At 38.9% G+C, this 12,794-nt stretch carries 11 protein-coding genes; 7 read left to right on the top strand and 4 right to left on the bottom strand.

Annotation, left to right across the window (positions count from 1 at the left end; all coding sequences use genetic code 11):
* Positions 1 to 154: 154 nt before the first annotated feature.
* Together GNE10_RS22830 and GNE10_RS22825 are read right to left on the bottom strand one after the other, a co-directional pair.
* A complete protein-coding gene (locus GNE10_RS22830; RefSeq protein ID WP_260447009.1) occupies positions 155 to 2,809 on the bottom strand; it encodes an amino acid adenylation domain-containing protein in 2,655 nt (884 codons plus the stop codon).
* A 1,119-nt stretch (positions 2,810 to 3,928) separates the two neighbouring features.
* Positions 3,929 to 4,720, bottom strand: a complete 792-nt coding sequence (locus tag GNE10_RS22825) for an ion transporter (RefSeq protein WP_099071253.1) — start codon at positions 4,718 to 4,720, stop codon at positions 3,929 to 3,931.
* Positions 4,721 to 4,813: 93 nt separating this feature from the next.
* Here GNE10_RS22825 and GNE10_RS22820 point away from each other — a divergent pair, with 93 nt between their 5' ends.
* Positions 4,814 to 5,239, top strand: a complete 426-nt coding sequence (locus GNE10_RS22820) for a nucleoside deaminase (protein ID WP_185567116.1) — start codon at positions 4,814 to 4,816, stop codon at positions 5,237 to 5,239.
* Between the two features lie 200 nt (positions 5,240 to 5,439).
* On the opposite strand, the gene GNE10_RS22815 is transcribed toward GNE10_RS22820, so the two are convergent.
* Complete coding sequence (locus GNE10_RS22815; RefSeq protein ID WP_099071252.1) at positions 5,440 to 6,105, bottom strand: response regulator transcription factor; 666 nt, start codon at positions 6,103 to 6,105, stop codon at positions 5,440 to 5,442.
* The gene (locus GNE10_RS22810; RefSeq protein WP_185567114.1) at positions 6,102 to 7,367 is read right to left on the bottom strand and encodes a sensor histidine kinase; all 1,266 of its coding nucleotides are present in this window, start codon (positions 7,365 to 7,367) and stop codon (positions 6,102 to 6,104) included. The genes GNE10_RS22815 and GNE10_RS22810 overlap by 4 nt, the downstream gene beginning before the upstream one ends.
* 193 nt (positions 7,368 to 7,560) lie before the next feature.
* Between GNE10_RS22810 and GNE10_RS22805 the strand changes: the two genes are divergently transcribed.
* The 6 genes from GNE10_RS22805 (at position 7,561) to GNE10_RS22780 (ending at position 12,774) form a co-directional block, all read left to right on the top strand.
* Entirely contained in the window at positions 7,561 to 8,064 is a 504-nt protein-coding gene (locus tag GNE10_RS22805; RefSeq protein ID WP_185567113.1) for a Spy/CpxP family protein refolding chaperone, read from the top strand.
* A 733-nt stretch (positions 8,065 to 8,797) separates the two neighbouring features.
* On the top strand, positions 8,798 to 9,040 hold the full coding sequence (gene sipA / locus GNE10_RS22800; protein WP_185567112.1) for a regulatory protein SipA: 243 nt from the start codon (positions 8,798 to 8,800) through the stop codon (positions 9,038 to 9,040).
* Between the two features lie 57 nt (positions 9,041 to 9,097).
* The gene (locus tag GNE10_RS22795; RefSeq protein WP_185567115.1) at positions 9,098 to 9,655 is read left to right on the top strand and encodes a peroxiredoxin; all 558 of its coding nucleotides are present in this window, start codon (positions 9,098 to 9,100) and stop codon (positions 9,653 to 9,655) included.
* 366 nt (positions 9,656 to 10,021) lie between these two features.
* A complete protein-coding gene (locus GNE10_RS22790; protein WP_185567111.1) occupies positions 10,022 to 10,984 on the top strand; it encodes a homogentisate phytyltransferase in 963 nt (320 codons plus the stop codon).
* A 3-nt stretch (positions 10,985 to 10,987) separates the two neighbouring features.
* Positions 10,988 to 11,464: a tetratricopeptide repeat protein gene (locus GNE10_RS22785; RefSeq protein ID WP_185567110.1), complete on the top strand. Its 477-nt coding sequence runs from the start codon at positions 10,988 to 10,990 to the stop codon at positions 11,462 to 11,464.
* A 284-nt stretch (positions 11,465 to 11,748) separates the two neighbouring features.
* A complete protein-coding gene (locus tag GNE10_RS22780) occupies positions 11,749 to 12,774 on the top strand; it encodes a lipopolysaccharide assembly protein LapB (protein WP_185567109.1) in 1,026 nt (341 codons plus the stop codon).
* The last annotated feature ends 20 nt before the right edge of the window (positions 12,775 to 12,794 follow it).

Raw genomic sequence — 12,794 nt, 5'->3', positions numbered from 1 at the left:
GAGCTTGCCTGCCCTGAGCTTTGTCGTTGGCGTTGGCGTTGGCGAAGCCTCTCGTAGAGAAGCCTCTCGTAGAGAAGGGTCGAACCATTAACCTTTACCCAACCTCCACCTAACATTTTTGAGTTGCCAGACTATTAGCAGGGATTGTGGTTTTTTAAAGACTCTGAACCCGATCTAAACAAGCTTTTAATTTTTCCGCCAAGACTTGTACATGTGGTTCTATGAGTATGCTGTTGTGGTCTCCGGGAATTTCATGAATCTCTATACCCTGGGAAGCCAGTCCACCCCAGCCTCCTTGAGGATCGAAGTAATATCTTGAAGATCTTAATTTGGCTCGAAACAGGGTGATATGGCTGGGATAAACTTGCGGTACGTAGTTTTTGCTGGCGTGGATGTTAGCTTCTAAAACACTCAGATTGTGCAGAGTTTGAGGAGGACGTTCCACATTACCTGATATCAGGGAAAGTTGGTGAATAGGCTTGGCGATTCTTTTGCAGATTTGCCACTTTAACCTTTGCCAGATATAGACTAGTTGTTCTTGAGGTTTGAGTTGTGCAAGATTATTTAAATGCCCAAAAATTAAATCAAAGAATGTGGTGGGTAAATTATTCAATCCAGCACTATCGAACAACGATAGCAAAGCGACTTTTTCACCTTGGGCATAGAGTTGTTGAGCCATCTCGAAAACTACTGTACCCCCAAAGGAAGCCCCTCCCAAAAAATAAGGGCCATTGGGTTGGATGGTACGTATTTCTTTGATGTATTGAGCTGCCATATCTTCAATTCTGGTGTGTGGGGCAGTTTTTCCATCCAAACCTTGAGCTTGTAGCCCATAAACTGGTTGATTTAAACCCAAATGGCGTGCTAAATCGCAGTAAGAAAGAATGTTACCACCTACGGCATGGACAAGAAAAAAAGGAGGTTTAGAACCATTGGGTTGAATTGGTACTAAGGAAGACCAAGGCTTTACCCATTCTGGTTGGCGTAAGATGTTAGCTAGTTCCTCAATAGTAGGAGCTTGTAGGAGGGTAACTAAGGGTAGATTTTTGCCAAAAGTCTTCTCAATTTCTGCAAACAAGCGTACTGCAAGTAAGGAATGTCCTCCCATATCAAAGAAATTGTTTTTGATACTCATGGGTTGGATACCTAAAACTTTTTCCCAAATCTTGGCCAACCTTAGTTCTAATTCATTGCGGGGAGGTACAAAAATCTTGTTTGATGGTTGTATGTTTTGGTTAGAGACCCTGAGAGCGCGTGAGTCTACTTTTCCATTGGGAGTTAAAGGTAGAGCATCTAAGACTACCAAAGAGTTTGGCAACATGTAATAAGGTAGTTTTTGTTTGAGAAATTCACGTAGTTCAGTAAAGGTAGGTGTCTGTTCTTTCTTGGGAACAATATAGGCTATTAATCGCTGGTCGCCGGGGTTATCTTCTCTTGCTATAACCACAGTCTGTTGTATGCCTGGGTGTTGTGCGAGAATTGCTTCAACTTCTGCAAGTTCGATGCGAAAACCCCGCACCTTAACTTGATTGTCAAGGCGACCGAGAAACTCAATGTTGCCATTATTAAGGTAACGGGCTAAATCACCGGTCTTATATAATCTTGCTTTTGGCTCATTGCTGAAAGGGTTGGGAATAAATTTTTCATTGGTGAGGTGGGGACGGTTGAGGTAACCACGAGCAAGTCCAGCACCGCCAATGTGTAGTTCCCCTAATTGACCAATAGCTACAGGTTCCAAATTTTCATTCAGGATATAAATCTGTGTGTTGGCGATCGCGCAACCAATGGGAGCAATGAGATAATTGCTATTGCGATGGCATTTCCAAAAAGTGGCATCAATGGAAGCTTCTGTGGGGCCGTAGCAATTATATAGAACGTCGTCTAAGTTTAATTTTGTAAAGAAACGTTCTATGAGTTCCACAGGTAAGGCTTCGCCACCGCAAGTAATGTGTCTGAGAGATTGACAATTCTCAATTTGCTTCTCGTCTAGTAATACTCGCAGCATGGAAGGTACTAAAGCCATAACAGTGATTTGCTGTTGGAGAATTAACTCAACAAGATATCTACTATCTAGATTTCCACCAGGACGAGCCATAATCAATTGCGCTCCCCAACACAAAGGCCAGAAAATCTGCCACACGGAAGGGTCAAAGCTCAAAGAAATGTTTTGTAAAACTTTGTCTGCTGGAGTCAATCTAAAAGTTGTTTGTCTCCAGGTAATTTGGTTGCAAATCCCAGCATGAGTAATCATTACACCTTTGGGTTGTCCTGTAGAACCAGAAGTGTAAATCGTATATATCAAGTTATCAGGGGTGGTATTACAAACGAGATTTTCTCGATTGTTCTCACTAATCACATGCCAATCTGAATCCAGACAAACGATGTGGGTTATACCATCGGGTAAACTATTTACTAATTGCTGTGTGGTGACGATCGCTGATATCCGGCTGTCTTTTAAGATATAAGTTAAACGTTCTGATGGATATGCCGGGTCTAGAGGTAAGTATGCACCTCCAGCCTTGAGAATTCCCAACAGTCCTACCACCATTTCTAAAGACCGTTCCAGGTAAATACCAACAAGCACCTCAGATTTAACGCCTAAAGTACGTAGGTGATGCGCCAATTGATTTGCTCGTTGGTTCAACTGCTCATAAGACAGTTGGTCATTTTCAAATACTACAGCAGTTGCTTGGGGCGATCGCTCTACCTGAATTTCAAACATCTGATGAATACATTGATGTGGAGCAGATGTTTGACTAACTTGACTATTTCTGAGATTGATTTGCTCTAAATTATTATTAGTACTCATTTCTAATATTTTGAATACCTCACGAAATTGTTGATGTAGCAATCGGTTTGATTTGGAGAAATTACTTGTGTGGGTAGGCAATAGTTACTAATGACTAATTACTAATGACTAAGGCTAATATAATTCCCTACTACACAGGCGTTCGTGTAGCGTATTTTAGAAAAGTCCGCCTGCGCGTACTGAAAAATCAAGGGTTTGAAACCCAGTAACGGTAGCTTTTGTCTGTATAGCCACGATTTATAATGACCGAGTCTGGTATGAATTTAGACTTTTCAAACAAACTCTTAGAACGGTTAGAAACTTAAAACTATAGGAATCCGCTTTGATTCGCTGAAATTCTTTTTGTGGTGCGCGTTCGCGCAGCGCAAGCTCGATAGGAAGGGAACTCTTAACAGGGAATAGGGAATAGGTCAGAAGGAATCAAAGTGTACTTAGCTTAACAAAAATCAAATACGAATCCTATAAAAGAAACAAGCAATCGGTCTGTAATTCTGGAGAGAAAGAAAACTGTCGTTTAAATCAATTGATTCATTCATTTTCTGGAAGTCCCTTATCGATTGTCAATTCGCACCAGCAGATATTATTTTTTAGAAAACTTTTGTGAGGCACTAGTTTATCTTTGGTGCTGAATTTTTATCTAAGATATTAAACGCGTTTTAGAGCTTTTAAATTGATTTTTTTGTAAAATTCAGGATCGAAGCCTTTAAATAATCTTCAAAATATCTAATTGAGAGCCGATGTTTGTTGTTGAATTAGTGAAAATTCAACTAAACTAAACCATTAAATCAAGCTAATATAGCTCTAGCCTTACTTCTCAAGACATAAAATCATCATCATATTGTTAGATATTTGTATTAAAAATGACATTAATATTAATTTTGTCTTAAGGGACTAGTAGTTCGCCAAGTTTACTTGGCTCTTTAAAGGGGAAAGGGGAAAGGGGAAAGGTTTTAAATCCCTCACAAGCGTATTTTTGGGTTGGTAGACCACTAGAAGTTGCGGCTATACAAACAAAACTCACCTGCGTGTTAAAAATCTTGATTTTTAATTAGTTCGTGCAGGTAGATTTTGCTTGTGTGGTAGCAAATTATATTCGGCTAAAACTTTTGCCTTGTTTGGTCAATTAACCCTTCGACTGGGTAACTTAGTTCCACAGCTTTTACAAAACACAGCATCAATATCGTGGAAAGCTAAACCACAATTTGAACACACTGTTTGTACTTGATTGGCTGTTTTCACCACTTGCTTAATCAAATCTCCCACTTGCCAAGGAATCAACGCTATTCCTGTAAAAATCATCAATACTGTTAGCAAGCGTCCTAATTTTGAAATGGGGATTACATCGCCAAATCCGACAGTTGTCATTGTGACAACAGAGAAATAAAATGCATCCAAAAATGTAGCGTATTTTTCAGGATTAACCGGATGCTCGACTTGATAAATTAAGCCGGAGTAAACAAAAACAATGGCAAATAATGTAAATAATATTCGCGCAAAAATCAACCCATCTTCGGTGCTGATACTGGCGAATAAATATTTTCTATCTATAAATCTAATTAATCGTAAAATTCTAAACCATCGCAGTAAGCGGATAAATCTGATATCTACTATTCCGAGAAATAATGGTAAAATTGCCATTAAATCAATAATCGAATAAAAACTAAAAATATACTTACTTTTATTTTCTGCACTCCAGAGACGGAGTAAATATTCTATTAGAAAAATAATGGCGATCGCAGTATCCGCTACGCTCAATTGAAAGCGAACCGAATCAGGAATATTATAAGTTTCTGCAACAAAAATTCCTGATGAAATTAACACCAATACTGCAAGTGTTAAATTAATGGCTTGACCTAATGGTGTTTCCAAGTCTTTTAAGTAAAAATCTGTTGTTTTTCTAGTCAATAACATATTCGACCGTTAACTAATTTTACTTCATAGGAATAACATTCGGAATAGGATATGATTAAACATTGTGTTGTCTTGATGTTATCTCCAGGTTATATGAACTCAGAATATTTTATGCATTTAGCATTGGCAGAAGCCAAAAAAGGTGATGCGCCTTACGGTGCAGTGATTGTTAAAGATAACGAAGTTGTTGCCATAGGTCATAATACTGTCAAAAGAGATAACGATCCATCCGCTCATGCAGAAATCAACGTCATTCGGAGTTTAACAGCTAAACTTAAAAACCCCTCTTTAGAAGGTTATAGCATATATACCACTGGTGAACCTTGTCCGATGTGTGCAACTGCTTGTGTTTGGAGTGGTTTATCAGAAATTATCTATGGTGCTTCAATCCAAGATTTAATCTCGGTTAATCAATCACAAATTAATATATCTTGCGAAGAAGTGATTGCTCAGTCATTTACAAATATCACAGTAACTAAAGGTGTTTTAAAAAAAGAATGCTTGGAGTTATTTAAATAATTTTCAAAGGAAACAGGGAACAGGGAACGGGCAACAGTTCAATACCCCAGACTTAAAATAATATGCCAGTTGCGTAAGTCCTAATAAATAAATTTAGTTGCTCTGAACCCAGTATTTTGGGAGCTTTTGAAAGCTGTTCCCTGTTCCCTACCTCTACGAGTAATTCTCCAAATCAAACCAAATTCCTATATAGGAATTATTTAATTCGGCTCATTCAAATAAGATAAATAACTATTTGCCCAAATTGCAGCTTGAGTGCGATCGCGCAAATTCAATCTGTTTAAAATATTGGTAACGTGGTTTTTTACTGTCCCCTCAGAAATGTAGAGTTCCTGAGCAATTTCTCGGTTACTAGCACCTGTAGCAATTAACCGCAAAACCTCCTTTTCTCTAGGAGTGAGTTCAGTTAAACCAGATGGTATGGGTGGTGACTGAATTGGTGTAGCTTCAGAAAACTGGGTCAACAGTTTTTTAACTATGCCTGGGCCTAATTGAGTGTATCCTTTATAAACAGCGCGAATAGCAACAGCTAATTCTTCTGAGGGTGTATCTTTCAATAAATAACCCATTGCGCCATTTTGCAAAGCTGCGGAAACATATTCATTATCATCAAAAGTTGTAAGTACTAAAATCTTGGTTTTGCTAAAATGTTTTTGGATTTCTCGTGTGGCTGCAACTCCATCCATAATTGGCATCCTGATGTCTAATAATACGACATCTGGCTGAAATTGAGCAACGAAATTAATTGCTTCTTTACCGTTTTCGGCTTCACCTACGATTTCTAAATCCGGTTCTAATTCTAATAAAGCTCTTAATCCTTGACGAATTAAACTTTGGTCATCTACTAGCAATACTTTAATACTCATATAAACCTCGTTAAGGGGATATTAACTATAATTTTGCAGCCAGAACCAGGAGTGGTATTAATATTAAATTCACCTCCCAGGGCTAAAGTGCGATCGCGCATACTATGAAGCCCAAAACCAGTGGTATTTTGTCTAATATCAAAACCTCTACCATTATCCTTAATTATTAATCTTAAATTATTTCTAATGCCAGTGAGTTCTATTTTAACCTCTGTGGCAGAAGCATATTTAGAAATATTAGTCAAAGATTCTTGAATAATCCGATAAATAGCAGTATTGATGTCAGGAGGTAAAGAATATTCGAGATTGATTTTATAAATTGGGAGAATACCATTTGAGTGATGAAAATTTTCTACAAGACCAGCGATCGCCAGTTCTAAAGACTGTTCTTGTAAAGGATTAGAACGCATAGTTGAAACAGATTGACGGACATCTTTAAGCGCTTTTGAACCTAATTCCTTTGCAGTCGCTAGAAATGTTTCAGCCTTAACCGGATTCGATTGCCACAGTTTTAAAGCAGTTTCTAATTGGAGATTTAAAGCAGTTAATGAGTGTCCTAATGAATCATGAATCTCGCGAGCAATGCGGTTGCGTTCTTCCAAGGTGGCTTGATTTTCTATTCGCATGGCATATTGGCGAAGTTTTTCATTAGCAATGGCAAGTTTTTCGCGACTGTGGCGTTCAGATAACACAGCATTCATCATCAACAACACGAAAACTAAACTCAGACCAAACACTAATGACCAATTTAAACTTAGAAATCGAAAACGCTCTTGAGCTTGCGGTGAAGATTGAAAACTGAATAATTGATATTTTAATTGTGTGGTCAATAAAAATAAAGTAAATGACAGACTCGTCATGAATAAACGTCCAGGTAACTGAAAAATTAGACAACTACGAGTCACTAAAATTATATAAAGAAAGGGAAAAAGCCGAGCAAATCTTTCACCAAAAAGTCCAGTCAATAAAATCAGAAAAATTTGAATAGCTGTGTATGTTAATTTACTTTTACGATTATTTTGGGGTAACCATAACCCCATTAATGCAAAAATAACCAGGCTATAAATTGACAATTCTGGTAAGAAATTACACACTGACAAATCTGGAAATGTTCCACAAATTGATAGCTCTGCGCGTCTCGGACGGAACCGTCGTAAAGGAGGTGGGATAACTGCTATTACAGCCGTGATTGTCAATAATATCCATTCTAAATAAAGTAGAGATGGAAAAGGATGTTTTTTAATTTGAATTAGAGGATTCATGATGATAACACCTGATTGTTAACTCTTAACTCCTAACTCTTAACTCTCAATTTCTATTATTGTCAGTCACATTAGTCATAATTGAATCATGACTTTAGTCATAGGCATAACCGTGACTTTCTCCTCATGTAAGTTTTGAATCTAAATTCTTATGATGGTGGCATCCACACAGGCAAGAACCACGAAATAAATAATGAAACTCAAAACATTATCATTAATTGCTGGAGCGATCGCTTTAAGTTTAAGTGCAACTTCCTTTGCTGTAGTAGCTCAAACAGCTTCTCCCTCACCCCTGCAACTCGCACAAACTCCACAAAAACCAAAGGGCCCCTGGGCAGAATTGGGGCTAACCGATGCACAAAAAAGCCAAATTCAGACAATTCGCCGAGACAGTCGCGCCAAAATTGAAGCAGTTTTCACTCCAGAACAAAAAGCAAAATTAGAAGCTGCTAAGCAAGCGCGTCAAGCTCAGCGCCAAGCCGGTCAGCAAGGTCAACGCCAACCCGGTCAGCGTCGGGGTGGATGGAAGAACTTTGCAGAATTAAATCTCACTGAAGCACAAAAAACTCAAATCCGACAAATCCGAGAATCCGAAAAACAACAAGTTCAAGCAGTTTTAACCCCCGAACAGCGGCAAAAGCTCGAACAAATCCAGCAAAACTTCAAACAGCGTCGTCAACAACGCAGTACTCAATAATCTTGAACAATAGTTTGGGATGGGCAATGTCGCCCATCTCATCCGAAACTAGCTCAGGATAGTAAATTCCACAACCATAAATGAATAGGACTTACCGCAAAAGTATGAATAAACGAACCGCAAAGAACGCAAAGGGCACGAAGTTATAAGAGTTTAAGAGAGTTCTGTGTGTAAGTCCTAATGAAAAAGGAATCTAACCTACTTCCCACTCCCTTTTTCAAAATAAATTTATGATGCAACCTTCTACCGCTTCCCCAAATCTTTCTCCTTGCATAGTTTGGATTTGAGATTTGGGATTAAGAATGCCTTTTATATCTCGGTTTTATTAATCCCTTAATATCAAAATTAAAAAATTATACAGACTTCTTGCAGAAGATGGGAAAGGAGAAACAATCGAACTCCTTTCCCTTTCCCTATTAGGTAATAAAACAGCGCTGCTGCTTTTTAAGGGTGTTGGGGTATCTAATATCATGTCATCAGTTATCAGTCAACATGATTTTCAAATCAAACTAGAAATTTGAAAAATTTTAGGTTAGCCCAGTTGCATTAACTACTGTGAGTTGCTACTATAACTAACAGAACAAGAGTAGAAAAATCTCTTGACCCCTAAACCCCGTAGTGGTTTGGCTTGCTAAACCACTACTCCCCATATTTTTATTAGAAGCTAGTCAATTACGGGAAGGTTCCCCATTTCCCATTACCCATTCCCTACTTTGAATCTAGCTTTTTTATCATGTCTAAAGAATTTTTTATTGGTAGTAAAGTCCGCGTTGTAGCACTACCACCTTACGTCAAAACTGCCGAACCTATGCCCATGCTCCGCCCCCCTGATGTGATTCACATTGGTGAGGAGGGTACAGTCATTGACCGGAGACCAGGTGGATATTGGGGTATTCGCTTTGCTAAAGGAGCCTTTCTCTTAGATAGCCAATACATCGAAAGTACAGATATCCCTCTTGAATCTGAATCACAGTGAGATTATTAGTAACCAGCAATTGTAAACTTGTGTAAAGTTGTCATTCTGGTTTACACCATGATTTCTCGCCGCACTTTTATAAGCGTATTACTTGCCAGCTGTATTTCTATTATTAGCTGGCTGAATTTTATCCCTACAGCTAATGCTCTTGGTGGTAAACTTCCTGCAATTAATCAATCCGCACCAGAATTTACTTTACCAACTAACACAGGTGATGGTAAAATTTCCCTCTCTGATTTTCGTGGTAAGTGGGTAGTTTTATACTTTTATCCCAAAGATTTCACCTCTGGTTGCACTATAGAAGCTCGTCGTTTTCAGGAAGATTTACCGAAATATCTGGCAAAAAACACTCAAATTCTTGGTGTTAGTGCTGATGACATTGATTCCCACGCGAAATTTTGTGATTCAGAGGGACTAAAATTTCCTCTGTTAGCTGACACTGACGGTTCGGTGAGTAAAGCTTATGGTTCGTGGTTGAGTTTCTTATCTATGCGCCACAGTTTTATTATCGATCCTCAAGGGATTTTGCGCGAGACTTTTGTGAAAGTTAACCCCACTATTCACAGTTCAGAAGTGCTAGCGCGACTAGAAAAATTACAATCGGTGTCTTCTTAGGGATTTCCAAGAAATTAATTACCACTACTTGTGGGGTGGACATACGCCTTAATTTTGATCGACGAGTATCAAAGACTCGTTGGTGAATATTAAAAACTTTTGCAGATGAGGGAGACAAGGGAGACAAGGGAGACAAGGGAGACAAGGAGAATAATTCCTAACTCCTAACTCCCAACTCCTAACTCCCAACTCCCAACTCCTAACTCCCAACTCCTAACTCCCAACTCCCAACTCCCAACTCCTAACTCCCAACTCCCAACTCCTAACTCCTAACTCCTAACTCCCAACTCCCAACTCCTAACTCCCAACGCCCAATTTCTGTGACAATGGTTAAGAGTAAGCCGGAATAGAGTATTCAAGCTACTCATGAGTGATTCTCAAAACAGTTCTTTGTCAAGCCAACCTGTTCCATTTTCTTTTGATTGGTTGCAGGCTTTTTGGAAATTCTCTCGCCCGCACACGATTATTGGTACTAGTCTTAGTGTGTTGGGTTTATATTTAATTGCTATTGCTGTTAGTGGAGATGTGATTCATCGCGTCTCTACAAGTTCTCTACTACCTTTGTTGGGGGCATGGATTTCTTGTTTGTGTGGCAATGTCTATATTGTGGGGCTGAATCAATTAGAAGATGTGGAAATTGACAAGGTTAATAAGCCCTATTTACCTTTAGCTTCTGGGGAATTTTCCCGAAAAACTGGGCAATTAATTGTCGGAATTACTGGCATTTTGGGGCTAATTATAGCTTGGCTAACTGGGCCGTTTTTGTTTGGTATGGTGGCAATTAGTTTGGCCATTGGGACTGCTTATTCTTTACCGCCAATTCGTTTGAAGCAATTTCCCTTTTGGGCGGCGCTGTGTATTTTTTCGGTGCGCGGTACGATTGTGAATTTGGGATTATATTTACATTACAGTTGGGCATTTGAGCAAAGCCAAACAATTGTACCTGCGGTTTGGGCGCTGACGTTATTCATTTTGGTGTTTACCTTTGCCATTGCCATTTTTAAAGATATACCCGATATTGAAGGCGATCGCCTTTACAATATCTCTACTTTTACTATCCAACTCGGCACTCAAGCTGTGTTTAATCTCGCTCTTTGGGTGATAACTGTCTGCTATTTGGGCATAATTTTAGTTGCGGTGCTTGGTGTCGCCTCAGTTAACCCGATATTTGTGGTGATTACTCATTTAGGATTGCTGCTTTGGATGTGGTTACGGAGTTTCAGGGTAGACTTAGAAGATAAAAGTGCGATCGCCCAGTTTTATCAATTTATCTGGAAACTGTTTTTTATCGAATATCTGATTTTTCCCATCGCCTGTCTTTTGGCTTAGACAATGTTAGAAAACTTGCAAATTAATTCTATTATCGCCGGAATCATAGTTACGATAAGTCTGGTAATCCTTGGATATTTCGCTTGGAAAACTTTGATTACCTCAGATTTATTTCAAAAAGGCATTAATCTCGCTCAAGCAGAAGATTATGAAGGTGCAGAAGCCGCTTTTCGCAAAGTTATTGCCCTCAATTCTACCAATGATGTGGTGCGCTTATTTCTTGGCGATGTTTTAAATCGCCAAAACCGAGTAGCAGAAGCCAAAGAATTATTTTGCGAAGTCATTAACCGCAGCCCGAAAAATCCCGAAGCTTACTTGCGTCTAGCAAATGTCTTAATGCAAGAAGATAAACGAGAAGAAGCAAAAAATAATTTACAACAAGCTAAAGATTTATTACAAAAACAACGTCAACCAGAAAAAGCCGCCAGAATCGCTAATTTGTTGGAAAAAATGAATGCGAAAACTAAAAATGGGGAGTAGGTAATGGAGAATAATATGAAAAATTGTATGTAGAAATCCGGTTTGATATGTGAAGTGATTTGTGTAGTCAGGCAATAGGCAATAGGCAACAGGCAAAAGGGTTTAAGAGAATATAGGTGTACGGACTTATTTTCAAAAATCAAATAGGATTTCTATATAAAACAATACAGTTCAGATAAGCCTGTTTTTTCTTCCCCTATTTCCTGTTCCCTGTTCCCTGACTCCATAGAAAAACTTTCTTAACACCAAGCGTATTGGCATATAAAATAGGTAAATTAATAACAATGGTAAAAATCAATAATTTCCTGGCTATAGCTATTGTTTGCTGGGGTTTGAGCGGTGCTAATGTTGCTTTTGGGCAAGAAATTGACACCGTTTTAGCAACAGTTAAAAACTCTCTTCAAGCTACGCTTCCTCATAATAAAAAAGCACTGACAAACTTTGAACAAGGAGCCAATCTCTACAAAAAAGGAGATTTAAAAGGAGCAGAAGCGGCTTTTCGCCAAGCAATTGCAATAGAACCAAAATTTGTCGAAGCTTATGTAGCTTTGGGAAATACCCTCGATGATGGAGGTAAACAACAAGAAGCCATTGCCCAATATCAAAAAGCCATCAGCATCGATCCTAAATTTGCCAAAGCTCACTTTTTCTTAGGAAATGCTTTCTACGTTCAAGGTAAATTTTCAGAAGCCATCGCCGAATACAAACAAGCGATTAACTTCAATCCCCAAGATGCAGCAGCTCACTATTATTTAGGAAATGCTTTTTATGCTCAAGGGAAGTCAGCAGAAGCAATGGCAGAGTATACAACAGCCATTCGCCTAGAGCCGAAAAATGCCGCAAGTTATAACGCCTTGGGAAATGCACTGTACGCCGAAGGCAAACTAGAAGAAGCCATCGCCCAGTACCAACAAGCCATTAGCATCGATCCCCAAGATGCAGACGCTCATTATAATTTAGCAAGCGCTTTTTACGCCCAAGGCAAACTAGACCAAGCAATAGCCGACTATACCGAAGCAATTCGCCTCGATCCCAAACACGCACAAGCTTACACCGGTTTAGCAAACGCAATGGACGATGGAGGTAAACCCCAAGAAGCCATCGCACATTATAAAAAAGCCATTAGCCTTTTACCAGATTATGCCTACGCTTACTATAATTTGGGGATTACTTTGGGAAGAGAACAACAAACACAAGAAGCGATCGCTAATTTCAAAAAAGCCAGAGAATTATTCCAAGCCGAGGAAAATAACGAGATGGTTGAGCAAATCGATGGATTAATTAAAAAAATTGAGGGGAGTGGTGAGTAGTGACTGGAGAGGTGGGGAGG

Source organism: Nostoc sp. 2RC (assembly GCF_014222165.1).
Classification (GTDB): domain Bacteria; phylum Cyanobacteriota; class Cyanobacteriia; order Cyanobacteriales; family Nostocaceae; genus Nostoc; species Nostoc linckia.
The sequence above is the reverse complement of the archived record's forward strand: the minus strand, read 5'-3'. Positions and strand labels throughout refer to the sequence as shown.

Bases quoted from the DNA above. Each gene is read 5' to 3' on its own strand.
- GNE10_RS22830 (WP_260447009.1), bottom strand. From the start codon at position 2,809: ATGAGTACTAATAATAATTTAGAGCAAATCAATCTCAGAAATAGTCAA.
- GNE10_RS22825 (WP_099071253.1), bottom strand. From the start codon at position 4,720: ATGTTATTGACTAGAAAAACAACAGATTTTTACTTAAAAGACTTGGAA.
- GNE10_RS22820 (WP_185567116.1), top strand. From the start codon at position 4,814: ATGAACTCAGAATATTTTATGCATTTAGCATTGGCAGAAGCCAAAAAA.
- GNE10_RS22815 (WP_099071252.1), bottom strand. From the start codon at position 6,105: ATGAGTATTAAAGTATTGCTAGTAGATGACCAAAGTTTAATTCGTCAA.
- GNE10_RS22810 (WP_185567114.1), bottom strand. From the start codon at position 7,367: ATGAATCCTCTAATTCAAATTAAAAAACATCCTTTTCCATCTCTACTT.
- GNE10_RS22805 (WP_185567113.1), top strand. From the start codon at position 7,561: ATGAAACTCAAAACATTATCATTAATTGCTGGAGCGATCGCTTTAAGT.
- sipA (WP_185567112.1), top strand. From the start codon at position 8,798: ATGTCTAAAGAATTTTTTATTGGTAGTAAAGTCCGCGTTGTAGCACTA.
- GNE10_RS22795 (WP_185567115.1), top strand. From the start codon at position 9,098: ATGATTTCTCGCCGCACTTTTATAAGCGTATTACTTGCCAGCTGTATT.
- GNE10_RS22790 (WP_185567111.1), top strand. From the start codon at position 10,022: ATGAGTGATTCTCAAAACAGTTCTTTGTCAAGCCAACCTGTTCCATTT.
- GNE10_RS22785 (WP_185567110.1), top strand. From the start codon at position 10,988: ATGTTAGAAAACTTGCAAATTAATTCTATTATCGCCGGAATCATAGTT.
- GNE10_RS22780 (WP_185567109.1), top strand. From the start codon at position 11,749: ATGGTAAAAATCAATAATTTCCTGGCTATAGCTATTGTTTGCTGGGGT.